Origin of the sequence: Rahnella aceris, assembly GCF_011684115.1 — a bacterium.
GTDB classification, from domain to species: Bacteria; Pseudomonadota; Gammaproteobacteria; order Enterobacterales; family Enterobacteriaceae; genus Rahnella; species Rahnella aceris.
Genome location: NZ_JAADJV010000001.1, coordinates 2,611,191 through 2,637,456, shown reverse-complemented (window position 1 = coordinate 2,637,456; position 26,266 = coordinate 2,611,191). Strand labels below are relative to the sequence as shown.

The 26,266-nt window shown below is 52.4% G+C and carries 26 protein-coding genes; 19 read left to right on the top strand and 7 right to left on the bottom strand.

Translation table 11 applies throughout. The features are described from left to right. The first annotated feature begins 116 nt into the window (after nucleotides 1-116). The 5 genes from rnc (at nucleotide 117) to acpS (ending at nucleotide 3,663) form a co-directional block, all read left to right on the top strand. Nucleotides 117-797, top strand: coding sequence for a ribonuclease III (rnc, locus tag GW591_RS12050; protein ID WP_015698392.1), 681 nt, complete (start codon nucleotides 117-119; stop codon nucleotides 795-797). After that, nucleotides 794-1,699, top strand: coding sequence for a GTPase Era (era, locus tag GW591_RS12045; protein ID WP_013576718.1), 906 nt, complete (start codon nucleotides 794-796; stop codon nucleotides 1,697-1,699). The genes rnc and era overlap by 4 nt, the downstream gene beginning before the upstream one ends. A gap of 11 nt (nucleotides 1,700-1,710) precedes the next feature. Continuing rightward, on the top strand, nucleotides 1,711-2,448 hold the full coding sequence (gene recO, locus GW591_RS12040) for a DNA repair protein RecO (RefSeq protein ID WP_013576717.1): 738 nt from the start codon (nucleotides 1,711-1,713) through the stop codon (nucleotides 2,446-2,448). Between the two features lie 103 nt (nucleotides 2,449-2,551). Further along, nucleotides 2,552-3,283: a pyridoxine 5'-phosphate synthase gene (gene pdxJ, locus GW591_RS12035; protein WP_013576716.1), complete on the top strand. Its 732-nt coding sequence runs from the start codon at nucleotides 2,552-2,554 to the stop codon at nucleotides 3,281-3,283. Then, nucleotides 3,283-3,663 (top strand): holo-ACP synthase, encoded by a 381-nt coding sequence (gene acpS / locus GW591_RS12030; protein ID WP_013576715.1) that lies wholly within the window; start codon nucleotides 3,283-3,285, stop codon nucleotides 3,661-3,663. The genes pdxJ and acpS overlap by 1 nt, the downstream gene beginning before the upstream one ends. A gap of 34 nt (nucleotides 3,664-3,697) precedes the next feature. Here acpS and GW591_RS12025 read toward each other — a convergent pair whose 3' ends face one another. Beyond that, nucleotides 3,698-3,952, bottom strand: a complete 255-nt coding sequence (locus GW591_RS12025) for a YfhL family 4Fe-4S dicluster ferredoxin (protein ID WP_013576714.1) — start codon at nucleotides 3,950-3,952, stop codon at nucleotides 3,698-3,700. Nucleotides 3,953-4,065: 113 nt separating this feature from the next. Further along, nucleotides 4,066-4,914, bottom strand: a complete 849-nt coding sequence (locus GW591_RS12020) for a MurR/RpiR family transcriptional regulator (RefSeq protein ID WP_037036757.1) — start codon at nucleotides 4,912-4,914, stop codon at nucleotides 4,066-4,068. A gap of 143 nt (nucleotides 4,915-5,057) precedes the next feature. Between GW591_RS12020 and murQ the strand changes: the two genes are divergently transcribed. The 4 genes from murQ to tadA are packed head-to-tail and all read left to right on the top strand — an operon-like array spanning nucleotide 5,058 to nucleotide 8,607. Continuing rightward, entirely contained in the window at nucleotides 5,058-5,963 is a 906-nt protein-coding gene (gene murQ, locus GW591_RS12015) for an N-acetylmuramic acid 6-phosphate etherase (protein WP_013576712.1), read from the top strand. A gap of 28 nt (nucleotides 5,964-5,991) precedes the next feature. Beyond that, a complete protein-coding gene (locus tag GW591_RS12010) occupies nucleotides 5,992-7,365 on the top strand; it encodes a PTS transporter subunit EIIC (RefSeq protein WP_037037465.1) in 1,374 nt (457 codons plus the stop codon). Nucleotides 7,366-7,369: 4 nt separating this feature from the next. After that, complete coding sequence (gene yfhb / locus GW591_RS12005) at nucleotides 7,370-8,008, top strand: phosphatidylglycerophosphatase C (RefSeq protein ID WP_013576710.1); 639 nt, start codon at nucleotides 7,370-7,372, stop codon at nucleotides 8,006-8,008. 41 nt (nucleotides 8,009-8,049) lie between these two features. Beyond that, entirely contained in the window at nucleotides 8,050-8,607 is a 558-nt protein-coding gene (tadA, locus tag GW591_RS12000; protein ID WP_112197066.1) for a tRNA adenosine(34) deaminase TadA, read from the top strand. 18 nt (nucleotides 8,608-8,625) lie between these two features. On the opposite strand, the gene mltF is transcribed toward tadA, so the two are convergent. Next, on the bottom strand, nucleotides 8,626-10,086 hold the full coding sequence (gene mltF / locus GW591_RS11995; RefSeq protein WP_013576708.1) for a membrane-bound lytic murein transglycosylase MltF: 1,461 nt from the start codon (nucleotides 10,084-10,086) through the stop codon (nucleotides 8,626-8,628). Nucleotides 10,087-10,361: 275 nt separating this feature from the next. On the opposite strand from mltF, the gene purL reads away from it, so the two are divergent. The 6 genes from purL (at nucleotide 10,362) to GW591_RS11965 (ending at nucleotide 19,369) form a co-directional block, all read left to right on the top strand. Continuing rightward, on the top strand, nucleotides 10,362-14,255 hold the full coding sequence (gene purL / locus GW591_RS11990; protein ID WP_183065365.1) for a phosphoribosylformylglycinamidine synthase: 3,894 nt from the start codon (nucleotides 10,362-10,364) through the stop codon (nucleotides 14,253-14,255). A 275-nt stretch (nucleotides 14,256-14,530) separates the two neighbouring features. Continuing rightward, the gene (pagP, locus tag GW591_RS11985) at nucleotides 14,531-15,154 is read left to right on the top strand and encodes a lipid IV(A) palmitoyltransferase PagP (protein WP_037036764.1); all 624 of its coding nucleotides are present in this window, start codon (nucleotides 14,531-14,533) and stop codon (nucleotides 15,152-15,154) included. 196 nt (nucleotides 15,155-15,350) lie between these two features. After that, entirely contained in the window at nucleotides 15,351-15,971 is a 621-nt protein-coding gene (gene pagP, locus GW591_RS11980; RefSeq protein WP_013576705.1) for a lipid IV(A) palmitoyltransferase PagP, read from the top strand. 169 nt (nucleotides 15,972-16,140) lie between these two features. After that, nucleotides 16,141-17,442, top strand: coding sequence for a bifunctional glucose-1-phosphatase/inositol phosphatase (gene agp, locus GW591_RS11975; RefSeq protein WP_134706822.1), 1,302 nt, complete (start codon nucleotides 16,141-16,143; stop codon nucleotides 17,440-17,442). Between the two features lie 100 nt (nucleotides 17,443-17,542). Further along, nucleotides 17,543-18,550 (top strand): fatty acid desaturase, encoded by a 1,008-nt coding sequence (locus GW591_RS11970; RefSeq protein ID WP_166860637.1) that lies wholly within the window; start codon nucleotides 17,543-17,545, stop codon nucleotides 18,548-18,550. Between the two features lie 12 nt (nucleotides 18,551-18,562). Further along, nucleotides 18,563-19,369, top strand: coding sequence for a phosphate/phosphite/phosphonate ABC transporter substrate-binding protein (locus GW591_RS11965; protein ID WP_166860634.1), 807 nt, complete (start codon nucleotides 18,563-18,565; stop codon nucleotides 19,367-19,369). 46 nt (nucleotides 19,370-19,415) lie between these two features. On the opposite strand, the gene sseA is transcribed toward GW591_RS11965, so the two are convergent. The 3 genes from sseA to GW591_RS11950 form a co-directional block, all read right to left on the bottom strand. Continuing rightward, on the bottom strand, nucleotides 19,416-20,261 hold the full coding sequence (gene sseA / locus GW591_RS11960) for a 3-mercaptopyruvate sulfurtransferase (RefSeq protein ID WP_119261904.1): 846 nt from the start codon (nucleotides 20,259-20,261) through the stop codon (nucleotides 19,416-19,418). 33 nt (nucleotides 20,262-20,294) lie between these two features. Next, nucleotides 20,295-20,843, bottom strand: coding sequence for a GNAT family N-acetyltransferase (locus GW591_RS11955; protein WP_112151736.1), 549 nt, complete (start codon nucleotides 20,841-20,843; stop codon nucleotides 20,295-20,297). A gap of 138 nt (nucleotides 20,844-20,981) precedes the next feature. Then, nucleotides 20,982-21,773, bottom strand: a complete 792-nt coding sequence (locus GW591_RS11950; protein WP_119261903.1) for a helix-turn-helix transcriptional regulator — start codon at nucleotides 21,771-21,773, stop codon at nucleotides 20,982-20,984. 138 nt (nucleotides 21,774-21,911) lie between these two features. On the opposite strand from GW591_RS11950, the gene GW591_RS11945 reads away from it, so the two are divergent. Beyond that, the gene (locus GW591_RS11945) at nucleotides 21,912-22,682 is read left to right on the top strand and encodes a class I SAM-dependent methyltransferase (RefSeq protein ID WP_013576698.1); all 771 of its coding nucleotides are present in this window, start codon (nucleotides 21,912-21,914) and stop codon (nucleotides 22,680-22,682) included. A gap of 56 nt (nucleotides 22,683-22,738) precedes the next feature. On the opposite strand, the gene GW591_RS11940 is transcribed toward GW591_RS11945, so the two are convergent. Next, entirely contained in the window at nucleotides 22,739-23,659 is a 921-nt protein-coding gene (locus tag GW591_RS11940) for a DUF808 domain-containing protein (protein WP_013576697.1), read from the bottom strand. A 394-nt stretch (nucleotides 23,660-24,053) separates the two neighbouring features. Here GW591_RS11940 and GW591_RS11935 point away from each other — a divergent pair, with 394 nt between their 5' ends. The 3 genes from GW591_RS11935 (at nucleotide 24,054) to aroL (ending at nucleotide 25,968) form a co-directional block, all read left to right on the top strand. After that, nucleotides 24,054-24,329, top strand: coding sequence for a YdgH/BhsA/McbA family protein (locus GW591_RS11935; protein ID WP_013576696.1), 276 nt, complete (start codon nucleotides 24,054-24,056; stop codon nucleotides 24,327-24,329). Nucleotides 24,330-24,589: 260 nt separating this feature from the next. After that, nucleotides 24,590-25,168, top strand: a complete 579-nt coding sequence (locus GW591_RS11930) for a class I SAM-dependent methyltransferase (RefSeq protein WP_013576695.1) — start codon at nucleotides 24,590-24,592, stop codon at nucleotides 25,166-25,168. Between the two features lie 275 nt (nucleotides 25,169-25,443). Further along, on the top strand, nucleotides 25,444-25,968 hold the full coding sequence (aroL, locus tag GW591_RS11925; RefSeq protein ID WP_013576694.1) for a shikimate kinase AroL: 525 nt from the start codon (nucleotides 25,444-25,446) through the stop codon (nucleotides 25,966-25,968). The last annotated feature ends 298 nt before the right edge of the window (nucleotides 25,969-26,266 follow it).

Sequence of the window (26,266 nt, the reverse complement as noted above, 5' to 3'; positions counted from 1 at the left end):
TTTAAGACGAACAGAGGGAGCCACTGCAAACGAAACAGCTTTGGATTGGCTTAGGGCGAAGCAGGCCTGTTCCGTATGCTGAAGTTTTTGACGCATTCTTAGTCTATTGGTAACTCATGAATCCCATCGTAATAAACAGGCTTCAGCGGAAGCTGGGCTACACTTTTCAACAGCAGGAGCTTTTATTGCAGGCACTGACTCACCGCAGCGCAAGCAGTAAACACAATGAGCGTTTAGAGTTCCTGGGTGACTCAATTCTTAGTTATGTCATTGCTAACGCGCTGTATCATCGTTTTCCTCGCGTAGACGAGGGCGATATGAGTCGCATGCGTGCCACGTTAGTACGTGGAAATACGCTGGCGGAAATGGCGCGTGAATTCGATCTCGGCGAATGCTTACGCTTAGGGCCGGGCGAATTGAAAAGTGGTGGTTTCCGCCGCGAGTCGATTCTTGCGGATACGGTGGAGGCACTCATTGGCGGCGTGTTTCTGGACAGTGATATCCAGACCGTCGAAAAGCTGATTCTCGATTGGTACCGTAGTCGTTTAGACGAAATCAGTCCCGGTGATAAGCAGAAAGACCCAAAAACCCGTTTACAGGAGTTTTTGCAAGGTCGCCATCTGCCGTTGCCTTCTTATCTGGTTGTGCAGGTTCGCGGTGAAGCGCACGATCAGGAGTTTACCATCCACTGCCAGGTCAGTGGCTTGAGCCAGCCGGTTGTAGGAACCGGTTCAAGTCGCCGTAAAGCCGAGCAGGCGGCAGCGGAACAAGCGCTGATACAGCTGGAGCTTGAATGAGCGAAGAAAAGAATTACTGTGGTTTTGTTGCAATCGTAGGCCGTCCTAACGTCGGCAAATCTACCTTGCTGAATGAATTATTGGGGCAAAAAATCTCCATTACTTCCCGCAAACCGCAAACCACGCGTCACCGTATCATGGGTATCCATACCGAAGGACCCTATCAGGCCATTTACGTGGATACCCCGGGGCTGCATATTGAAGAAAAACGGGCCATCAACCGTCTGATGAACCGTGCTGCAAGCAGCTCAATCGGTGATGTTGAACTGGTGATCTTCGTTGTTGAAGGCACTCACTGGACTCCGGATGACGAAATGGTGGTTAACAAACTGCGTGATTTGAAATCACCGGTTCTGCTGGCGATCAACAAGATTGATAACGTCACCGACAAATCTAAGTTGTTGCCACATTTGCAATTCCTTAGTGAGCAGATGAACTTCGTCGATATCGTGCCTATCTCTGCAGAGAAAGGAACGAATGTTGATACTATCGCGGCTCTGGTGCGTAAACGTCTGCCGGAAGCGGTTCATCACTTCCCGGAAGATTACATTACTGACCGTTCACAGCGCTTTATGGCTTCTGAAATCATCCGTGAAAAACTGATGCGTTTCCTGGGCGAAGAGCTGCCGTATTCTGTGACCGTTGAAATCGAACGCTTTGTCAGCAATGAACGGGGTGGGTACGACATCAATGGCCTGATTCTGGTAGAACGTGAAGGCCAGAAGAAAATGGTTATCGGCAATAAAGGCTCTAAAATCAAGACGATTGGCATTGAAGCCCGCCATGACATGGAAAACATGTTTGAAGCGAAAGTCCATCTTGAGTTGTGGGTTAAGGTCAAATCCGGCTGGGCAGACGACGAACGTGCGTTGCGCAGTCTGGGTTATGTAGACGACTTATAAGGTCCGCGCCTATGGAAGGCTGGCAACGCGCATTTGTTTTGCATGGGCGACCTTACAGTGAAACCAGCTTAATGCTGGATCTGTTCACTGAGGGACAAGGGCGGGTTCGCATACTGGCTAAAGGTGCGCGTGGTCGCCGGTCCAATTTAAAAGGCTGCCTGCAGCCTTTTACGCCTTTACTGGTTCGCTGGAGCGGGCGGGGCGAAGTGAAAACCTTGCGTAATGCTGAACCGGTCTCCCTGGCACTTCCCCTTTCTGGTCTGATGCTTTACAGCGGTCTGTACGTCAATGAACTCGTTTCTCGGGTGCTTGAGCAGGAAGCTAATTACTCTTCGTTGTTCTTCGATTATCTCAATTGTCTGCAAAATCTCGCCAGTGCCAGCGGTTCTCCTGAGTATGCGTTGCGTCAGTTCGAACTCTCTCTTTTACATCATCTGGGTTACGGCGTGGATTTCCTGCATTGCGCAGGCAGCGGTGAAGAAGTCAGTGACACCATGACGTACCGTTACCGTGAAGAAAAAGGTTTTATCGCCAGTCTGGTGATTGATAATTCCAGTTTCACCGGCAGAGATTTGAAAGCACTGGCCAGCCGTGAATTCCCGGATGTCTCAACGCTGCGGGCTGCCAAGCGTTTTACCCGTATGGCGCTGAAACCCTATCTTGGCGGCAAACCCCTGAAAAGCCGCGAGCTCTTCCGCCAGTTTCAGGTCAAAAAACCTGTCTCACCTTCTGACAATTCTTCCAGCTAATTCGGACTCCGGGCTACACGCCGCCACTCTCAAGGGTGTAAACTGCAGAAATTAGCTTTTTGTTCCATTCATAAATCAATTCATTCTTAAATCTGGAGCTGTTATGGCTGAGTTGCTGTTGGGCGTTAATATTGATCACATTGCGACACTGCGTAATGCACGCGGTACGGCTTACCCTGATCCGGTTCAGGCGGCATTTATCGCTGAGCAGGCTGGTGCTGATGGGATCACCGTCCACCTGCGTGAAGATCGCCGTCATATCACCGATCGCGACGTACGCCTCCTGCGTCAGACTATCCAAACCCGCATGAACCTCGAAATGGCTGTCACCGATGAAATGGTCGGTATTGCCTGTGAAGTTTTACCGCATTTCTGCTGTCTGGTGCCGGAAAAACGCGAAGAAGTGACGACCGAAGGGGGGCTGGATGTGGCTGGTCAGTTGGATAAAATGACCGTTGCAGTCAGCCGTCTCAGCGAAGCGGGCATACTGGTTTCCCTGTTTATCGACCCGGATATGCGCCAGATTGATGCTGCTGTTGCTGTGGGGGCGCCTTATATCGAAATTCATACCGGTGCTTATGCTGAAGCGAAAACTGACCTTGAACGTCAGGCCGAGCTGGAGCGCATTAAACAGGGCGCGGCATATGCAGCCGGTAAAGGTCTGAAAGTGAATGCCGGCCACGGTCTGACATACCACAACGTGCAGCCGATCGCCGCATTGCCTGAAATGCATGAGCTGAATATCGGCCATGCGATTATCGGTCAGGCTGTTATCGACGGATTATCTTGTGCAGTACGTGAAATGAAAAACCTGATGCGGGAAGCGCGCCGGTAATGAGTATTTTAGGTTTAGGTACGGATATCGTTGAAATTTCCCGTATCGAAGCGGTGATTGAACGCAGTGGCGACCGTCTGGCGAAGCGTATTTTGTGCGCGAATGAATGGGCGGTTTATGAGCAACATCAGCAACCGGTCCGATTTCTGGCGAAGCGGTTTGCTGTCAAGGAAGCCGCGGCTAAAGCGCTGGGAACCGGTATCCGCAACGGTCTGGCGTTTGAGCAATTTGAAGTCGTCAATGATGTGCTGGGGAAACCAGGTCTGGTTTTCCATGCCCGCGCGGCGGAAATGGCGGCCGAGATGGGTGTGAAATCGGTTCATGTTACACTGGCGGATGAAAGGCGTTATGCCTGTGCCACTGTAATCATAGAAAACTAATACTACTTATTTTTGGCATTGCATCACGGCGTGATTACAGCGTGTGATGCAATGCCACAAATTTATCCCAAAGCTGTTCGTTGGTTTCGGTGTGTTGCGGATTGATGATGATGGTATTGTCGATCGGGCAGACGCTCTGACAGGTTGGTTTATCATAATGTCCGACGCATTCCGTACACCGATCGCTGTCAATTTCGTAAATCTCATTGCCCATCGAGATCGCCTGATTCGGGCACTCCGGTTCGCACATATCGCAATTAATGCATTTGTGTGTGATCAGCAGGGCCATGACGTTTTCTCTTATGTTCAATAAACAGGTCAATAATCAGGGCGCGCAGTATAGCAGAATTGCGCTGGTGTAGGTTCTGCATTCATGCCTTTCCACGCCCCCAATGATCCTGATCAAATCAGCTTTTTCACCAGTTCTTCGCTGTGGCGGATCCTCTCCGGCGCGTGCGCTGTATCCTGTTGAACCAGCGCGACAAACAGCAAATCAGTCAGGGAATATTGCGCCGTGGTGGCCGAGAGCGCTGCGCCGCGGGTCGCGGGTAATTCTGCCACTGTATACAAACAATGGTCTGCCTGTTGTTGCAGGGTATTAGGTGAAAACCCGGTAATGGCCAGGACCTTTGCACCACTCTCGCGGGCGACTTTTGCCGCGAGATTGATTTCGTTCCGTTCACCGCTGAAGGAAATCGCCAGCAATAAATCTTCTTTCGACAGCGCCTGCACGGTAGCAACCAGGACATGAGTATCGGATTCGGCAATGGCCGTGACCCCGATTTTCAGCAACTTATACGCCAGATCCTTCGCCACTAATCCGGATGCGCCAATACCGCTCAGCACAATTTTTCGGGCACCGGTGAGCATCGACAACGCAATTTGCAGACGCGGTTCGCTGTTAATATCCAGTGTTGCGCGAAGCGCCGACTGTTTCTCTGCCAGTAATTTCTCCCCCACAACATGCAGGCTGTCGGTGCTTAAAATCTGATTATGCACCGTCACCGGCTCACTGTTTTCCGGTGATGCCAGGGATTCACTCATTGCGAGTTTCAGCGCGGGGAAGCCTTTATAGCCAAGTTTTTGGGCAAATTTCACCACGCCAGACTGGCTGACACCCGCTATTTCAGCCAGTTTCTGCGAACTCATATGACGCGCTTTCTCCGGCTGAGCCAGTAGAAAATCAGCCAGTTTTCGGTCATTTTGCGCCAGCGTCGGATAAAGCTGGCGGATACGGATCATACAACTCATTGAGGATTTATCCCGGCGTCTCTGAATACTTGCATCACATTTTACGGATTATGTTATCTAAAATAGCAAATATTCCTCGCATTGATGAATAATATATTCAAATATTGAGTAATAAATTTGAATTAAAAATTCAGGAGAGAAGCATGAACACAGATCTTAATTTAGGGGCACTGGTTTCAGAAAGCCGAAATCCGGATACGATGAATTTAGATGAGATGTCTACGCTGGAACTGGTGGCCTGTTTTAATCAGGAAGACCGCAAAGTGCCGGAAGCCATCAACAAGGTTCTGCCGCAGATTGCCTTGGCTATCGATAAAGCCGCTGCGTCATTTCAGGCTGGCGGGCGTCTGATTTATCTCGGTGCCGGTACCAGTGGCCGCCTCGGCGTTCTTGATGCGTCTGAATGCCCGCCGACGTTTGGCGTTCCGCACGGTATGGTTGTCGGGTTAATTGCCGGTGGGCCGGGCGCGCTGCTTAAAGCGGTGGAAGGGGCGGAAGACAGCGAAGCGCTGGGTGTTGAAGATTTAAAGAATCTGAATCTGAAGGCTCAGGACACCGTTGTCGGATTAGCTGCGAGCGGACGTACGCCTTATGTCATTGGTGCTTTGCGCTATGCCACAGAAATGGGCTGCGCCACAGTAGCGATTTCCTGTAACCCGGATTCTCCGATTGCGCGCGAAGCCAGCATCGCGATTTCTCCGGTTGTAGGGCCGGAAGCGCTGACCGGTTCAACGCGTTTGAAATCCGGCACGGCGCAGAAGCTGGTGCTGAATATGATTTCAACCGGGGCGATGGTCAAAAGTGGCAAGGTTTATCAGAACCTGATGGTCGACGTGAAAGCGACCAACGTCAAACTGGTCGATCGTGCCTGCCGGATCGTTGTCGAGGCCACGGGCGCGGCACGCCATGATGCTGAGCTGGCGCTGTCTCAGACTGATTTTGACGTTAAACCGGCTATTCTCATGCTACTGGCTGGTATTGATGCATCACAGGCGAAAGCACGACTGGTGCAACATAACGGATTCCTGCGCGCCGCACTGGCTGATTAACCTCAAGGAGTTGAGCATGGCGATGGCAATGGATAAAACGCAGCGGCTGGCTTCCCAGATTCTGCAGGGTGTCGGCGGCGAACGGAATATCAGCAAACTGGAAAACTGCATGACCCGCGTGCGTGTGGAAGTGCACGACGATAATCGGCTGGATCTGACCAGCCTGAAAACGCTTGAAGGTATCAAAGGTTACCTGAAGCAGGGTGACCAGCATCAGTTCATTGTCGGCCCTGGCGCGGCGGCAAAAGTGGTGGATGCGATGCGTCTGTTGCTTAATCCTGCCGGGACGGTGAGTTCGCCAGGTGATGAAAGCGAGATTGCCCGCAATAAAGCCAGCGCCAAAACAAAATACTCTGCGCCGATGAGTGGGGCGCTGCGCAAACTGGCTGATGTATTTATCCCGCTGATCCCGGCATTTATCGCCTCGGGGTTGATTATGGGCATTATCAATCTGCTCAAGCGGCCGGATATCGCCGGTTCCATTGCCCTTGATTATCCTAATGTGCTTGGCTTGCTGGCGATTTTTGGTGGCGCTGTGTTTGCCATCATGAATATTTTAGTTGGCGTGAATGCGGCGCGCGTTTTCGGCGGTTCTCAGGCCATGGGCGGCGTAATGGCGGGGATTCTCTCCAGCCCTGCACTGGCGCAAATTACCCTGTTTGGTGAAGCTTTACAGCCCGGTCGCGGCGGTGTGATCGCAGTATTGCTGGTCGTTGCGCTGATGTGCTGGCTGGAGAAAAGGTTGCGTCAGTGGCTGCCGGAGTCGGTCGAACTGATCCTCAATCCACTGATTACTACACTTATCACTGCGACACTGGCGATTGTCATCCTTCAGCCAATCGGTGGCTATATCTCTGACGGCATCGCACATGGCGTTAATATCGCTATTGATAAAGGCGGATTACTGGTGGGCGCGGTGCTGGCAGGGACATTTCTGCCGCTGGTGTTATCCGGTCTGCATCAGGGGCTGGTGCCGATCCACGTTGAGCTGATCCAGGCACATGGTTCTAATCCGCTGCTGCCGATTTTAGCCATGGCCGGTGTGGGGCAGGTGGGAGCGGCAATCGCAGTTTATATTAAAACCCGAAACCCGCGGCTGAAAAAAGTGATTAAAGGGGCGCTACCGGTGGGCATTCTCGGCATCGGTGAACCGCTGATATTCGGTGTTACGCTGCCGCTCGGCCGCCCTTTTATTGGTGCGTGTCTGGGCGGAGCCGTCGGTGGTGCGCTAATCTGTTACTGGAAAGTCGCGACAGTTATCACGTTTGGTATTTCCGGGCTGCCACTGGCGCTGACCATTATTTCCGGCAAAGTGATGTTGTATCTGACGGGTTTAGTCATTACGGTATTGGCTGGTTTTATTTTTACCTGGTTGATGGGGTTCAACGATCCCGAGGAGTAGCGGATTGAGTACGAAGCCTGATCGGCGGGTGGTCTTTTTTGATCTTGATGGCACCCTGCACCAGCAGGATATGTTCGGTAGCTTTCTGCGGTTTTTGCTCAGGCGGATGCCGCAGAATCTGATTTTAGTCGTGCCGGTTCTGCCGCTGGTGGGAATCGGACTGTTTATTCACGGGCGCGCCGCGCGCTGGCCCATGAGCCTGTTGCTGTGGTCGATTACTTTCGGCCACGGTGAAGCGCGTCTGAAAGCACTGGAGCTGCAATTTGTCGCTGCGTTTCGCGAGAAAGTGGTGGAGTTTCCGGTGGTGCAGCGCAGGCTGCGTGAATATCTCGACAGCGAGGATACCGAAGTCTGGCTGATCACCGGGTCGCCGGAAAATCTGGTGCAGCAGGTCTATAATACGTCCCTGTTTTTGCCGCAGGTTCGTCTGGTCGGCAGCCGGATCGCCCGTGGCAAAGGCGGATGGGTGCTGCCCTTGCGTTGTCTGGGTGAAGAGAAAGTCGTGCAACTCGAAAGCCGCATTGGCTCACCGCTTAAACTTTACAGCGGATACAGCGACAGCAAACAGGACAATCCGTTGTTGTTCTTTTGTGAGCATCGTTTTCGCGTCAGTAAACAGGGCGAGTTACAGCAACTGGAATAACCGCCAGCGCAAAATTCAGATAAAATGTCTGCCGGTAAAAAATGATTGAGGTTGAAGTGGCAGACGCAGAGTTGGCAGTAATAAATGATGATGAACACTGGATGCGACATGCTATGAATCTGGCGCTGAAAGCGCAGGATGAGGGTGAAGTGCCTGTGGGGGCGGTACTGGTTTTAGACAATCAGGTGATTGGTGAAGGCTGGAACCGGTCTATCGGCCATCATGATCCGACAGCGCATGCCGAAATCATGGCATTACGTCAGGGCGGCAACGCCGTGCAAAATTATCGTCTGCTCAATGCCACATTGTACGTTACGCTGGAACCTTGTGTTATGTGCGCGGGGGCGATGATCCACAGCCGGATCCGTCGCGTGGTGTATGGTGCCGCTGATGCCAAAACCGGCGCAGCGGGCTCTTTGCTCGATGTATTGCGCCATCCGGGCATGAATCATCAGGTGGAGATTACGGCGGGTGTGCTGGCAGAAGCGTGTTCGGAACAACTGAGTGCATTTTTTCGTTTTCGCCGCAGCCAGAAAAAAGCGCTGCGACTGGCAGAGCGTGCCGCGCAGGCCGGTGATGCGGCAGATGATCAGGCCTGAGAAACAGGCCTGCCAGTCTTACGGTGCCAGCGCTTCCTGCGCATTCACCACCGGATATCCCTGACCTAACTGAGCCTGCAAGGCCGCTTTCTGTGCCTGCTGTTTTTCCTTTTCCATCAGATATCCCACCAGACTCAGCTGATAACGACGGATATTCTCCACATAGTTATATGCCTGTGTACCGCGTGCATAACCGTAAGTCGTCCGGCTAAAGAAGCGTTTCTGATTCAGCATCGGCAGACGCTGTTTCACATCTGCCCAGCTGTCCGGATTGGCTTTCTGTTGCGCCGTCAGTTTGCGGGCATCCAGCATATGGCCGTAACCCATGTTATAGGCTGCCAGCGCAAACCAGATCCGTTCATCCTGCGGAACAGATTCCGGCATTTTATCCATCAGATGCGACAGATACTGGGCACCGCCACGGATGCTTTGTTCGGCATCCGTGCGGTCGTCGACATTCAATCCGCCAGCGGTAGCGCGGGTCAGCATCATCACACCCCGTACACCGGTCGGGGATTTTGCCTGCGGATCCCAGTGGGACTCCTGATAGGCGATAGCCGCCAGTAAACGCCAGTCAATATTCCCGGCATACTTTTCGAACAGCGGCTGTAAATCCGGCAGCGTACTGTCGATGGCATTGAGGAAAGTCCGGGTATCAACGTAATCAAAATCGCCCACGTGCCCGAGATATTTCTCTTCCAGCTTTTCCAGGGTGCCGTCTTCTGAAATCTGGCTGAAAAAGTCCAGCATGGCGGCAGAAAGGCTATCGTCATCAGGTTGTTTGCGGTAGTACCAGGTCACAGGTTCGTCGTCAGTCGCATCAAAAGCCACCGCAAGACGCGGATAAACACGCTGCATCAGGGCGATGGTCACCGAATCGCCCAGCGTATAATCAAGTTTACCGTTCTCGACTTGCTGCAACAGATCGCGTGGTGACATCTTATCGGTCGTGGTCCATGCGAGGTCGGGATACTTTTTGCTGGCGGCTTCCAGTGTGGCGATATGCGCGCTGCCAGCAGACACCACCAGCGAGCCTTTGATGTCTGCGAAGCTTTTCGGGCGCACTGATCCCTGCCGGTAAACCAGTTGCTGGGAAACGGAATAGTATTCCGGGCCAGCACGGTAGTTTTTCAGCCGCTCATTGTTGTACACCAGACCGGAAGCCAGCATGTCAGTATTATCATGATCCAGATCGTCGAACATGCTCTCAATGGTGGTGTGCTGTGTCACGACCAGCTGCACGCCCAGATAATCTGCAAAGCGTTTAGCCAGTTCGTAATCGAAACCGAGATTGCCTTCCGGGGAGTTCATAAAAGTCAGTGGAGAATTGAGCGTGCTTACGCGCAATTCTCCACGGGATTTTATTTGATCCAGTTGGTCGCCTTCACCTCTGTGCCACGGGACTGCCGGCCATAAAGCCAGCGCCAGTAACAGGGCGGCGATCCCCATCAGAACATAATTAATTTTTAGTCGCGTCAAATAGTTATCTCGCTGCGGCGCTCTTGTTTTTTTACGCTATGCTGTGCAGTTAGTATGGCTATATCCCCAGTGCTGACGCATTTTGCTCAACAAAACGGCAGTCTGCAACTTTATTCATGATATCCGTAAAATATGTGGGGCTATAAATGAATATCAAGTTTCCCTGCGCAAACGGTTTCGTCGGGCGTCAGCTTTCTTTATAATAGCCCGCGTTTTCCCCCTGTTGCGCCCAAAGAAGCACTGTGGTCAGTGTCTTCGAAGACGAGAGATCTGTGATTATGGAAATACTGCGTGGTTCGCCCGCTTTGTCGGCTTTTCGCATTAACAAATTGTTGTCCCGTTGTCAGGAAGCCCGTCTTCCGGTCAGCGATATCTACGCCGAATATGTACATTTTGCCGATGTCAGCGCGCCGCTGAGTTCGGACGAACAAACCAAGTTACAACGCCTCCTGAAATACGGTCCTTCTCTCGCTGAACACGCTCCTTCTGGTCGTTTACTGCTGGTTACCCCGCGCCCTGGCACCATTTCTCCGTGGTCTTCCAAAGCTACCGATATTGCACACAATTGCGGCTTGTCGCAGGTTGTGCGTCTGGAACGCGGTCTGGCATTTTATGTACAGGCGCCGCAACTGACCGAACCACAGTGGAATGAACTGGGCGCATTACTGCATGACCGCATGATGGAAACTGTCTTTGGTCATCTGGAAGACGCCAGCGCGCTGTTTGCGCAGCATCAGCCGGCCCCGGTGCAGCATGTGGATATCCTGGGCGTTGGCCGTGGCGCTCTGGAAGCCGCCAACACCAAATTAGGTCTGGCACTGGCTCAGGACGAAATTGATTATCTGATGGATGCCTTTACGTCGTTGGGGCGCAACCCGACGGACATCGAACTGTATATGTTCGCACAGGCAAACTCAGAACACTGCCGTCACAAAATCTTCAACGCAGACTGGATTATCGACGGCGAAACGCAGCCGAAATCCCTGTTTAAGATGATCAAGAACACGTTCGAACACACTCCCGATCACGTGCTGTCCGCGTATAAAGATAACGCCGCCGTGATGGAAGGTTCGCAGGTCGGTCGCTTCTACGCCGATGCGAAAGACGGTCTGTACGATTTCCATCAGGAGCAGGCGCATATCCTGATGAAGGTCGAAACCCATAACCACCCGACGGCGATCTCTCCGTGGCCAGGTGCGGCCACAGGTTCCGGCGGTGAAATCCGTGACGAAGGTGCAACCGGTCGCGGCGCGAAACCGAAAGCCGGTCTGGTCGGTTTCTCCGTGTCAAACCTGCGTATTCCTGGTTTTGAACAGCCGTGGGAAGAAGATTTTGGTAAGCCGGATCGTATCGTTACCGCGCTGGATATCATGACCGATGGCCCGCTGGGCGGCGCAGCATTTAACAACGAATTCGGTCGTCCGGCGTTGCTGGGCTACTTCCGTACTTACGAAGAAAACGTCAATAGTCACAACGGCCCTGAACTGCGCGGTTATCACAAACCGATCATGCTGGCGGGCGGTATCGGCAACATCCGTGCCGATCACGTGCAGAAAGGTGAAATCACGGTTGGCGCGAAACTGATTGTACTTGGCGGCCCGGCGATGAATATCGGTCTGGGTGGCGGCGCGGCGTCTTCTATGGCTTCCGGCCAGTCTGATGCCGATCTGGATTTTGCTTCCGTACAGCGCGACAACCCGGAAATGGAACGCCGTTGTCAGGAAGTGATCGACCGCTGCTGGCAACTGGGCGAAGCCAACCCGATTTTATTTATCCATGATGTCGGTGCCGGCGGTTTATCTAACGCCATGCCGGAACTGGTCAGCGATGGCAACCGTGGCGGGCGTTTCCAGCTTCGTGACATCCTGAACGACGAACCGGGCATGAGCCCGCTGGAAGTCTGGTGTAACGAATCACAGGAACGTTATGTGCTGGCGGTGTCTCCGGCGCAGCTTGAACAGTTCGATGCGATTTGCCAGCGTGAACGAGCACCTTACGCGGTCATCGGTGAAGCCACCGAAGAAATGCATCTTTCTCTGAAAGACAGCCATTTCGACAACCAGCCAATTGATATGCCGCTGGATGTCCTGCTGGGTAAAACGCCAAAAATGACCCGCGACGTCACCACATTGAAAGCGAAAGGTGACGACCTGAATGCGGAAAACATCCAGATTGCGGAAGCGGTAAATCGCGTTCTGCATTTGCCAGCTGTTGCTGAGAAAACCTTCCTGATCACCATCGGCGACCGCACCGTCACCGGCATGGTCGCGCGCGACCAGATGGTCGGCCCGTGGCAGATCCCGGTAGCCGACTGCGCAGTCACCACCGCCAGCCTCGACAGCTACCACGGCGAAGCGATGTCACTGGGCGAACGCGCTCCGGTTGCCTTGCTGGACTTCGCTGCCTCTGGTCGCATGGCCGTTGGTGAAGCGCTCACGAATATTGCTGCGGTGGAAATCGGCAGCCTGAAACGCGTTAAGCTTTCTGCTAACTGGATGTCTGCGGCCGGTCACCCGGGCGAAGATGCCGGTTTATACGCGGCTGTAAAAGCGGTGGGCGAAGAACTGTGTCCGGCGCTGGGTATTACTATTCCGGTGGGCAAAGACTCCATGTCGATGAAAACCCGCTGGCAGGAAGGTAACGAACAACGCGAGATGACGTCTCCGCTGTCGCTGGTAATCACCGCGTTTGCCCGTGTCGAAGACGTCCGCCATACCGTGACGCCGCAACTGCGCACCGACCAGGGTGACACCGCATTGCTGTTGGTGGATCTGGGGGCAGGTCATAACGCACTGGGCGCGACAGCGCTGGCACAGGTTTACCGCCAGCTCGGTAACACGCCTGCTGACGTTCGCAGCGCAGAGCAACTGGGTGGCTTCTTCAACGCCATGCAGGCGCTGGTATCTGAACAGAAATTGCTGGCCTACCATGACCGTTCCGACGGTGGTTTGCTGGTGACGCTGGCTGAAATGGCCTTTGCCGGGCATTGCGGCCTGACTGCAGATATTGCTGCGCTGGGCAACGATGTGCTGGCTGCGTTGTTCAACGAAGAACTGGGCGCCGTGATCCAGGTTCGTGCATCAGACCGTGAAGCGGTGGAAAAAACCCTGGCTGATTTTGGTCTGGCGGATTGCACGCATTACCTCGGTACCGTGGAAACCGGCGATCGCTTCATCATCACTTCCGGCAGTAAGCCGGTGTACAGCGAAAGCCGTACCACGCTGCGCACCTGGTGGGCAGAAACCACCTGGCAGATGCAGCGCCTGCGCGATAACCCTGAATGTGCCGATCAGGAACATCAGGCGAAAACCAACGATCTCGATCCGGGTCTGAACGTCAAACTGACTTTCGCTCCGGATGAAGACGTAGCCGCGCCATACATCGCCAAAGGTGCGCGTCCGAAAGTCGCCGTTCTTCGCGAGCAGGGTGTGAACTCACACGTTGAAATGGCTGCTGCTTTCCACCGTGCCGGTTTCGATGCGGTTGACGTGCATATGAGTGACCTGCTGGCCGGTCGCCGTGATTTACAGGATTTCCACACGCTGGTAGCGTGCGGTGGATTCTCTTACGGTGACGTGCTGGGTGCGGGTGAAGGCTGGGCGAAATCCGTCCTGTTCAACGACCGCGTGCGCGAAGAGTTTGAAGAATTCTTCCACCGTCCGCAGACGCTGGCACTGGGCGTGTGTAACGGTTGTCAGATGATGTCTAACCTCAAAGAGCTGATCCCGGGCGCAGAGCATTGGCCACGCTTCGTGCGTAACCTGTCTGACCGCTTCGAAGCGCGTTTCAGCCTGGTGGAAGTGACGGCCAGCCCGTCGATGTTTATGCAGGGCATGGCCGGTTCACGTATGCCAATCGCGGTTTCCCACGGCGAAGGACACGTGGAAGTCCGTGACGCCGCGCATCTGGCGCAAATCGAGCACAGCAATCTGGTGGCGCTGCGCTTTGTGGATAATAACGGTCATGCGACCGAAAACTATCCGGCGAACCCTAACGGCTCCCCGAACGGGATAACCGCGGTCACTAACCTGTCAGGCCGCGTCACTGTAATGATGCCGCACCCGGAGCGTGTTTTCCGCACGGTCAGCAACTCCTGGCATCCGGAAGAGTGGGGCGAAGACAGCCCGTGGATGCGCATGTTCCGTAATGCGCGTAAACAGCTTGGTTGATGCTTAATAAGCCTCAGTAATAAAAATCCGCAGTGCGAAAGCCTGCGGATTTTTTGTATCCGGGTATCCGGCAAAGAAGTAAACTTCAGCCAAAGCGGCTCTGTGTAAAAGAAAATTTCAGTTTACACGCGACCATAAATTTCTAATGCATTGTTTTATAATGAAATAACTTTATTATATTCATGTGGTTTATCATTGCTTAATTAATGATTAACTATTTATATGTGTTTGTCGTTATATACTGCCCCGGTCAACTCAACAGGGCTTTAACGCCAATGAAAAATTTATATTCCGTGAATTATCGCGCAGCATTCGCTTTTGCATTTTTAACCTTTTCATTATTGCTTTCAATTAATGTTAAGGCGCAAGATAATGTTATTAATTCTCAGCAGCAGAATGTTTCCTCGCAAGAAAATGATAAAGGCTTATGGGATTCCTATAAAAATAATGTTGCTGAAACATGGATGGCACCTCAGCAGCAGGATCTCTTTCTGCCTGTATTAACGCGTCATAACCGACATACACACAGTCAAAAACAAATTGATGGGTATAATGAACATCCGTGGGGCGGCGGTTATGGTATTTCACGTTATGATGAAAAAGGAAACTGGCACGGGATTTATGCAATGGCCTTTAAAGACTCCTTTAATAAATGGGAGCCTGTGGCCGGTTACGCTTATGAAAAAATATGGCAGCCACTGGATGATAAAGAATTTCGTCTGGGGGCAGGGTATATAACCGCTGTTTCGGCGCGGGATAATTATGATTACGTCCCCTTCCCGTTAGTCCTGCCGCTGGTGTCTGTCGGGTACTCGAGACTGACTTTCCAGGCTACCTATATTCCCGGTACAAATTCTAAGGGGAATGTACTTTTTGGCTGGCTGCGTTTGCAAATTTAATAGGAATAGTCTTTAAAGTAATGTTTGTGAGTGTAAGAAATGTTGTATTGGTTTCAGGAAAAATCTGATAATTGGAAAACCATTTTCTTAAAATTCAGATGATTAACGATTTACAGTATTTTTGTTTTATCCGTGTTTATATTCTTCATTCATGATGGAGTTATGATAGAGCTTCAACATGGAGTTAAAACAATAAATGCATATCGTTAATATTAGAAACGTTATCAGGGAAATCATTTTTTTTGGCGCCATCAGTGTGAGTGCGTCAGCATCAGCTAATAATAGTGGTACTAACCCCGTCAGCGATCCCGATACCATTCAGTACAAATCGCTGGCTGCGAACGTGTGGTCAGACTTCACCGATAAAGTATCAACGACCTGGAATGATTCTGATGCACAGGATTTGTATCTGCCGGTAATCACCTGGCATAACCGTCTGACCTACGATAAAGAGAAAACCGATAAATACAACGAACGTCCGTGGGGGGGAGGCTATGGTATTTCCAGATATGATGAAAAGGGTAACTGGAATGGCATTTATTTTATGGCGTTTAAAGATTCCCACAATAAATGGGAACCCATCGGCGGTTACGGCTGGGAAAAAATATGGACGCCAGCAGAAGATAAAAACTTTCGCTTAGGGCTGGGATATACCGCGGCGGTGACGGCGCGTGACGATTATGAATATATTCCTATCCCGATTGTTTTACCGCTGGCTTCTGTCGGCTATAACAAACTGACCTTCCAGGCGACGTATATTCCGGGAACCTACAATAACGGCAATGTGTTCTTTGCGTGGCTGCGTTATCAGTTCTGATGCGTTTTTTGTGACTGTACAAAGCCCGGCCACAGGTTGTGAACCTGATCCCCCACTTCTGATGAATATTCCACTATGCTAAAAATTCACCGCAGGAATCAATCTGTTGGCTTCTGCGGTGTTTTTGTTTTCAGGGAATCTACAAAACACTTCATCAAGAGGATCACTCGTGAAAAAAGCATCCCGTTATTTTGCATTGTCTGCACTTGCCTGCGTTTTACCTCTCACGTTGCCCGTCGCTCAGGCCGCCCAGTCCGATAATTTAGAACTGCAACAGGTTCTGGTGCTTAGCCGGCACGGTATCCGCGCCCCGTTGGTCAATTATGGCGATGTGCTGGCCGAATCGACAACACACACCTGGCCGGTATGGAAAACCGAAGGCGGTTTGCTGACACCGAAAGGCGGTCAGGTTTCCGAACATATGGGGCATTATTTCCGTGCCTGGCTGGCGAAAGACAAACTGCTGCCTGCCGCCGGGTGCCCTGAAAATGCGCAGGTCTTTACCTACGCCAACAGTTTGCCGCGCACCATTGATACCGCGAAACACTTCACCACCGGCGCTTTTCCCGGCTGCGATGTCGCGGTGCTTAACCGCGTAGAAATCGGCAAGATGGATCCGGTGTTTAACCCGATTATTACCGCAGAAGTGAACGATACCTTCAAAACCAGTGCGCTGAATTCCATTAGTCAGCACGCAGGCGAGGGCGGTCTGACGGGATTGAATCAGCGTCTCAAGCCGAACTATCAGTTGCTGGAAAGCATCCTCGATTATAAAAACAGTAAAATCTGTAAAGAGAAACAGCAGTGCGATCTGGCTTCGCAGCCGTCAGACGTGGTGCTGACACAGGGCAAAGAACCGGGCATTACCGGCCCGCTGCGTATGGCCACCGGGGCGACCGATGCGTTCATGTTGCAGTACTACGAAGGTTTCCCGATGAAGGATGTTGCCTGGGGTAAAATTGATACGCCAGACCAATGGACGAAGCTGGAAACCATCAAAAATCTGTATCACGAAACACTTTTCGGCTCGCCGGCGATTGCTGCCAACGCGGCTAAACCATTGCTGACCTTTATTGCCGGTGCGCTGGACCCGAAACTGGCGTCAACCGCCGATCAGAAAGCCGCGCAACAGGCAAAACTGGCGGTGCTGGTCGGGCACGATTCGAATATCGCTTCCTTGCTGGCCGCACTGAAAACGCAGGATTATCAGTTGCCGGGGCAGTACGAGCGGACGCCTATCAGCGGCACGGTGGTCTTCCAGCGCTGGCATGACAAGAAAGCGGATAAGGATCTGATGAAAATTGAATACGTTTATCCGACCGCCCGTCAGATCCGCAACAATGTGGCGCTGAGTCTGAAAAATCCGCCGGAACGTGTGACGCTGCACATTGAAGGATGTACCACCGACAAACAGGGCTTCTGCCCGATGGAACAATTTACTCAGGCACTACAAAAAGATATGAAGGGCTGAGTCTGTTAGCCGCTAGCTGGCAATAGATAGTGATTTAAGTTAGTTAGCGGCATCCATTCGTTACCCGATAATGTGTCAGGTTCCCTGACTCTGGCACATTATGGCGTCCTCTTCGTTTTACCTCAGCGCCCGTCAGCGGGCCAAAATCACCCTCCGCTCACACCATTTCTGGTGGCGGTGGGAAATCCCCACCTGGCTACTGATTGTCTCGGTTTACAGCGGCTGGTTTGCGGCAGTGTATTTCTGGAATAATCTCGGGCCATGGCTCGCAACGCCTGTGCTTATCTGGTTCACGACCTGGTATATGTCGCTGCAACATGAACTCATCCACGGGCATCCGACCCGCAAACCCTGGCTGAATCAGCTGATTGGCACGCTGCCGCTGGCGGTCTGGTATCCCTATGGCCTGTATCGCGACACGCATCTGCAACATCACCGCAATGAACATCTGACGCTGCCCGGCGATGATCCTGAAGCCTATTATTTCAGCCGCGCCAGTTGGGAAACTCTGTCGCCCGCCATGAAGGCCGTTGTCCGTCTGCGCAATACCTTGCCGGGAAGAATGCTCATTGGCCCGTTACTGGATATCGTCAGTACGCTGACCGGCGCGCTGATAGCCGTGTTACGCGGTGAGTGGCGCACAGTGGGGATGTGGCTGATACATGGCGCATTGCTGGTGGTTGTGTTCAGCGGGATGGCGCAACGCGGGCTGTCGCCGCTGTATTTTATTTTCGCAGTAAGTTATCCGGCACTCAGTCTGACCAAAGTTCGTTCTTTCTTTGAGCATCGCGCAGAGCATGCGCCGCAGGCCAGATCAACGCTGAATGAAGCCGGTTTTTTGTGGCGTTTACTGTTTCTGAATCTGAATTATCATCTGGTGCATCACGATTTACCCGGCGTGCCATGGTATGCGCTGCGCCAGATCTATGTCTCTGACCGCGAAGCCTATATTCAGCGCAGCGGGGGTTTTGTGGTGCACGGCTATCGCCAGTGGTTCCGTGACCACACGCAGACACCCGTTGACGTCGAAGCTCATCCTTTTGCCGCCGGGAAATCTCCGGCGCAATCCGTGCCAGGCGACTATGATTATCAGCAGGATACCCCCTGACGGAGTGGCCAGATGATGCTGATGTCTTTGCCGATGTACGCGGTTTCTCCCGCTGATGTGGAAGCGTTCGCCGGAGTGTTACGCCAAAAACTCAGGCAACTTGGCCTCGCCTCCACGCCGGACAGGCTTAACTGGCCGCAGGATTTATTCTCACATTGGCAGGCGCCGGATTTACTGCTCAGCCAGACCTGCGGTTTCCCGCTGATGGAAAGCTTGCCGCAGGTTCAGCTGGTAGGCACATTCAGTTATCACGCCCCCGGTTGCGATGGTTTCCGTTACCGTAGTTTTTTGCTGGCGCGTGAGGAGGATGCCGGATTGCATCTGGCCGGTTTCCGTCACCGGCGGCTGGCGTTTAACAGCACCGACTCCCAGTCAGGTTATAACAGCCTGCGTGCACTGGTCGCGCCGCTGGCCCAAGACGGAGCATTTTTCTCGCGGGCGACGGCGACCGGCAGCCACCGCGAATCGCTTCATTACGTTCAGCAGAATCTCGCCGACCTGGCGGCAATTGACTGCGTGACGCTGGAACTCCTGCGCCGTAGCGAACCCCGCTCCCTCAGCGGGCTGGCGGTGATCGGACAAACGGCTGCTGTACCGGGTTTACCGTTGATTACTTCTCCGGAGACCTCTGCGGAGGATCTGGCAATTTTGCGGCAGGCGTTACATGACATCGTGGATGAACCGATCAGTCATCCCTTACTTATTGAAGGATTTACCGAAGTGCCGCGGCAGGCTTACCGCGTCATCAGCCAGATGAAAGCATTAGCTCAGGCGTTTGGCGTCAGTGAGCTGATGCCTGCATTGCAAAAAACGACATAAAAAAACCGGGCACGGTGCCCGGTTGTCGTTTTTCTGCATCATGGGATCAGTGCGTTTCGATCGGAAAATCTTCGTTAATATCGCCCCATTCAGCCCACGAACCGTCATACAGCAGCACGTCTTTAACACCCAGAGAATCCAGCCCAAATGCCAGTGCGGCGGCCGTCACGCCGGATCCGCAACTGGTGATCACCGGTTTATTCAGATCCACACCCAGACGCTCAAACGTTGCCTTCAGATCCTGCGGTGATTTCAGGTGTCCGTCCTGCGTCAATTCGGTAAACGGAACACTCAGGCTGCCGGGAATATGACCGCCGTGCAGCCCGGGACGCGGTTCCGGTGCCTCGGCTTTGAAACGCGCCAGTGAACGGGCGTCGATAATCTGCACGTTACCGATGGCATCTTTGACCTGTTCTGCGCTCACGACCACCGGACGCACCAGTCCGGCGTTGAACGTCGTGGGCACGCGGGTGTGCTCGCCACTTTGCGCCGGCTTACCTTCGGCAATCCATGCGTTCAGACCGCCATCCAGCACGCGTACGCTTTTGGCTCCGAAACTGGTCAGCATCCACCACACGCGTGGCGCGGAGAATAAATCGCCTTCGTCATAAAGGACGATGGTTTGCGTATCGGCCACGCCTAAACGGCTCATCGACGCAGCGAATTCTTCCGCTGTCGGCATCATGTGTGGCAGGCCGGTCGTGCAATCAGAGATGCTGTCGACTTCCACATAAATCGCATTGGGAATATGCGCTTCGAGATATTTTGCGTGGAAATCTAGGGGCGGTGTAATGCCCGGTTTGGATTTACGACAATCGATAATGACCACGTCCGGTGAGTTCAGATTCTTCGCCAGCCAGTCGGTAGATACGGTATGGGTAGAAAAAGTCATGTTCTGTTGCCTTATCTTTTTGTGAAACCAGTCTCAGAGATCGCCCGGGATCAGGGAATACATCCAGGCGTCACGCGGCTGGCCGTGATAATAAAGCCGGTTGCGGTGCAGACCTTCTGATATCGCGCCCGTTTTTTCCGCCACCCGTCGGCTGTGGTCATTGCCTTCCATTACCACGATTTCCAGACGGGTCAGCTCCAGCTCGGTAAACGCAAAGCGCGCCGCCGATCTGGCTGCCAGCGTCGCCAGTCCGCGGCCGGTATAACCGGTGCGGATCCAGTAACCGAGATTGGCGAATTTATACTCCGGCGTGATGCGGTTGATGCCCACACTGCCAATCAGATTACCGCCTGAGCGCTCAAATACACAGAAATTGAATTCTGCGCCGCGATGGCGTTTCTGCTCGCTGTCGGCCAGATATTTCCGGCTGTCTTCAAGCGAATATTTATCCGTACACCAGGATTCCCATGCGCCAATTTCCTTCACGGAGGCTTTAACCGCCGCTAAATGCGTGACGGCCTCAAGTTCGGTCGCTACACGAATTTCGAATTCTTCATCCTGATAGATCTGGCGAGTCATCATGGGCATTATCCTGTCATGGAGGAAACCAATTATTTTAGGAAACCAAAAAAATCAGCCTCACATATCCGGCATCTGTATGTCAATTGGTGAAAACGCCAGTTAAACGAGAAAAAACAGCAAGCTGGCCACCCTCGTTTTTTACGCTTCCGGCACCAGAATCACCAGCTTACATTCTGCATATCCGGCAGGGAAAAATGTCTGTTGCCGGTAACAGATTTCGCCCTGAAGCGGATGATGAAAACGGCGTTCACCGCCTTCACGCGCCAGCACTTCCTGCTGCGACCACCACTGATTGAACTCGTGACTGCGATCGCGCAGGCTGATTACCGACTGACGGACTGTTTCAGAATGGGCGTAATGGCTGGTCTCGGCACGAAACTCCGCCACTACACGTTTGGCGCGTTCCGGCCAGTTTGTGACCAACTGGCGTGCCAGCGGATGCAGGAACATAAAATCCAGCAAATTAGGGTGTTCATCAACCCCCAGCCAGCCACTGAACAACGCCTCCGCTTGCGGATTCCACGCCAGTACATTCCAGCTACTGTCGAGCAGATAACCGGGGCAGGCGAACTGACTGACACACTCTTTCAGGCTGGCGTCCGGTGCGCCGGAAGAGGGTAATACCTGCGGATCTTTCACCGACGCCAGACTGAATAAATACTCTCGTGCCGCAGGTTCCATGCGCAGCGCTTTGGCCAGGCTGTCAAGGGTCGCAGCGGAAATGGACACATCGCGCCCCTGTTCAATCCACGTATACCACGTTGCGCTGATCCCGCTGATTTGTGCCAGTTCTTCGCGGCGCAAACCGCTGGTTCTGCGGCGTGGTGAACCGGGAAGCCCGACCATTTCCGGCGTCACGCGTTCGCGGTGAGTCCGTAAAAACGTGCCCAGCGCTTTCGGTCCGCTGAGCGACTCTGCGTTATCAATCATAATATTCACTTAAACAGGGTGTAATTGATACCAGTATAAACGCTCATATTGTACCCGTATAGAACAATGCCTATAGTGATTTTGAGGTCATTTGAAACCCGCATTCTTATTACAAAAACAAGACAGACAGGAGCAATGATGAACACAAAAAATACTCACAGTCAGGCCGTAGATAAGCAGTTTGGTTCACAGGCTCAGGATTATCTGACCAGTGCGGTTCACTCGCAGGGCGCTGATTTACACCGTCTGGCGGGGTTGCTGGCACCCTATAACGAGGCGCGGGTCATTGATCTGGGTTGTGGGGCAGGGCACGCCAGCTTTGTCGCAGCAGGTGTGGTTAAAAATGTGATTGCTTACGATTTGTCGTCACAGATGCTGGACGTGGTTGCACAGGCTGCGCGGGATAAGCAACTGACGAATATCACCGTGCAACAGGGCGTGGCGGAATCGCTGCCGTTCGACGACCGCAGCGCGGATGTGATTATCAGCCGCTATTCCGCGCACCACTGGCATGATGTCGGGCAGGCGCTGCGTGAAGTGGCGCGTGTGCTGAAGCCGGGCGGGAAATTTATCATGATGGATGTGGTGTCGCCGGGGCATCCGTTGCTGAATATTTATCTGCAAACCGTGGAAGTGCTGCGCGACACCTCGCATGTTTGCAACTATTCACCAGGCGAATGGCTGAACATGGTGGCTGAAGCCGGGCTGGTTGCGCGTGAAGTGACGACAGATCGTTTGCCGCTGGAGTTCACCAGTTGGATCGCCCGCATGCGCACGCCTGAACATTTCGCCGTCGCTATCCGCGAGCTGCAAAAAAAGATGTCTGACGACGTGGTAAAACATTTTGAGATCCAGCCTGACGGCACATTCACCAGCGATATCATGATGCTGGTGGCGTCGAAGAACTGAAGGGAATAGCGGTGAATTGCGCCCTCCGGCATAAGGAAGGGCGCAATGTTTCTGCATTATGATTTTTTACCGAACACCTTCTGTCCAGTCATCACCAGCGCCAGCACGGCGGCACCGACAATCAGGCCCACCACTAAATCAGTGGCACCGGTAATCAGTGTATTCACCCAGCTTTCGTGCCCGTGCGTCAGAGGCTCAATCAGGCTGTGCATAAATGGCAGACCGTGGCTGATGATACTGCCGCCGACCAGGAACATGGCGATGGTGCCGACGACAGAAAGCATTTTCATCAGCCAGGGGGCGAGATTCACGATGCCGCGGCCAAAGGCGCGTACACCTTTCATGATGCTGCTTTCACCGGCAAGCTTGCTCAGGTACAAACCTGCGTCGTCAATTTTGACTATCGCACCGACCAGCCCGTAAACCCCGATAGTCATTGCCACCGCAATCAGCACCATCACGGTAACCTGATTAAGGAACGGCGCCGATGAAACAATACCCAGCGAGATTACGATGATTTCAGCCGAAAGAATAAAGTCGGTGCGCACCGCGCCTTTGACCTTATCTTTTTCGTGCGTTTTAGCCTCTGTTTCATTTTTTATTTCGGCGGCTGCCGGTTTTTCTTCTTCATGATGCCCGCCCGGCATCAGTTTATGGGCGATTTTTTCGAAACCCTCGTAGCACAGATAGGCACCGCCAATCATCAGCAACGGGGTGATGGCCCAGGGAATAAACGCACTGATCAGTAAGGCCAGCGGAACCAGAATGGCTTTGTTGATCATCGAGCCTTTGGCAACGGCCCAGACGATCGGCAATTCGCGATCGGCTTTCACTCCCGTGACCTGTTGTGCATTCAGCGCCAGATCATCACCCAGCACGCTGGCTGTTTTTTTTGCAGCGACTTTACTCATTGCCGCCACATCATCAAGAATCGATGCGATATCATCGATTAAGGCCAGAAGACTACCACCCGCCATAAATACTCCCTTTCATCATTATGATTATGCAAAGGTTCTCCGCGCGCGCGGGAAACCGAACTCTGTAGCCCTGACAGTGCAGGCGATCACAGCAACAGAAAATTCATACAAAATAATCATAACAGTGATTGCATGCCGGCGTCGATTTGTGCAAAAGTTGTGCGGGTTATAAATAACTTTGAAAACTCTCCATACTTTCTCCATTAAATATCTCTATTTCTGCGGCAGTTAGAGTGACTGAAAAGATTACTTTCGTTGTCTCCTTATTTTTACCACAATGGTTGAATTTCTTTACATTCGATTACGTCCGCTTTCATTGATTCGCCGATAATTAATTCAACGGATTGCTTCCGCCCCATTAATTAACGAAACTAACGAAAGAAAGGTGCGTAATATGAAACTGTTACCTGCAATTACAGCTGTTGCTATTACTGTTGCTTCATTCTCAGCCCTGGCTGCAACGCCTATTACAGAAATGCAGGCGCAAAGTGGTAATTACCAGTCATTGGGCACTGTGTCTGTGAGCGCGCCGAATACGGTTCCGGGCAGCTTGCATGACCAGCTGAACCAGATTGCCTCAGATAAAGGTGCAAATCACTACCGTGTGATCGGTGCAGACACACCGGGGGATTCAAGTCTGACCCGGGCAAGCGTTGAATTGTATAAATAAAAATCTGGTGTTTTAAACGAGTCGTTTAATTCGTCTGATTCTTATTAGTTTCAATGACGTTATATGAAGTTGAGAAGGCCAATGTCACCTGACATTGGCCTTTTCTATTCCCTGTATCACGCTTCTTATCACATTTATTTTGAGAATCATCCCATGTAATTTATTTTATATGAACCTTTCAGGCGATTTATTCCCTTATTAATCATTTCTTAAGAATTTAAAGATGATATAAGGGTCTATATCCCCAGGAGGACGTTTGAATGTTAAATGCCGCAAGAATGACGATTAAGAACACCGGGATTTCGATTCAGAATCAGTTTTTTTATTTGCAGAATTTTATTAGTTCACCACGCACGATGGGGACGCTGATGCCCTCGTCGCCGTGGTTGTGCCATGCGATGCTCAGCCAGATTGACTGGACAACATCGCTGGCTATCGCCGAACTGGGCGCGGCCGACGGTGTTCTGACCCGCCGCATCCTGAGCCGTATGCGGGCAGATGCCAGGCTTGAGGCTTTTGAAATACAGCCCGCGTTTGTGCGTAAGCTTAATCAGATGAAAGATAGTCGTTTGCAGGTGATGGCGCATTCTGCCGAGCACATGAGCACGCAGTATGACGCCGTGTTTTCCTGCCTGCCGCTGCTGTCGATGCCTTTGCGTACCAGCATCAGGATTCTGCAGACCACACGGCAACAGCTGAAAGATAAAGACGGCGTGCTGGTTTTATTCCAGTACAGCCAGCTGTCAGAGAAATTGTTATCACGTTACTTCACCTGGAAAAAAATCCGGGTAGTGAAGAATTTTCCGCCCGCACTCGTGTATATCTGTAAACCTCGCTGATACAGCCACTTAGGGGATAGAGCTCGCAAAGCTTATTGCAGGCCATTGCGCAGCAAGGATTTTTCAGTATGATGCCCTGAACGGCGTAAATAAAACGCTACAGAAGCTTCACCGGCAGGTGACAAAAATCTGCCAGTGAGGCTTTTTTGTTGTACTATCTGGCGAGTACATCGGCAGGGCAGTGCAATGACCCACTTCTGACACTCACACTTCATATTGATGATGGATTTTCATCAGGCGGGCTAACGGCTCCCGGGGAATAAAGGATAGCGGTAATGACACAAACCATTTTCATGGTCGGCGCACGCGGTGCAGGTAAAACGACGGTTGGCAGCGCTCTGGCGAAAGCACTGGGCTACAAATTTGTCGATACCGATCTGGCGTTACTGTGCGCTTCTGGTCTCAGCGTGGCAGATATTGTTGAGCGCGAAGGCTGGGAAGGTTTCCGCCGTCGTGAAACTGAGACACTAAAAGCCATTTCCTCGCCACTGACCGTGGTTGCCACAGGGGGAGGCGTGGTGCTGTCCCAGGAAAATCGCGATTTTATGGGTGAAAATGGTACGGTCATTTATCTGCGTTCCCCTGCATCTACCCTGGCAAACCGTCTGGAAGATGCACCACTGGAAGATCAGCGCCCGACGCTGACGGGCAAGCCGATCGCTGAAGAAATGACAGAAGTCCTGAATGAGCGCGAAGCGCTTTATCAGGAGTCCGCCCATCATGTGGTCGACGGAACTCAGGAGCCGCAGACTGTCGTGAATCTGATTTTGGATGCACTGGCGTTGCCGATGGCGCGCTGAATTCCGCTCATCTCCTGACAAAACGAGCCCGGGTGGCTCGTTTTTTTATGTCAGCACGTTGTGACTCAAGCTTGAATCAGGAACCGGTGTAAACAAAACGGGCCATGTCATGTGAGGGGGATCACGTATGCTTAAGTATTGTACTGATGTATATGTGGGCGTAACATAATAACTCAGGTGATTACTTTAACCTCTAACAATGGAACCCATGATGAAGTCCCTGATGTCGTTTTTTAATCAGCATGCCAAGGTGATGCCTGCCCTCCTGTCGATCACCATCATCCTCATTGAAGCCTCC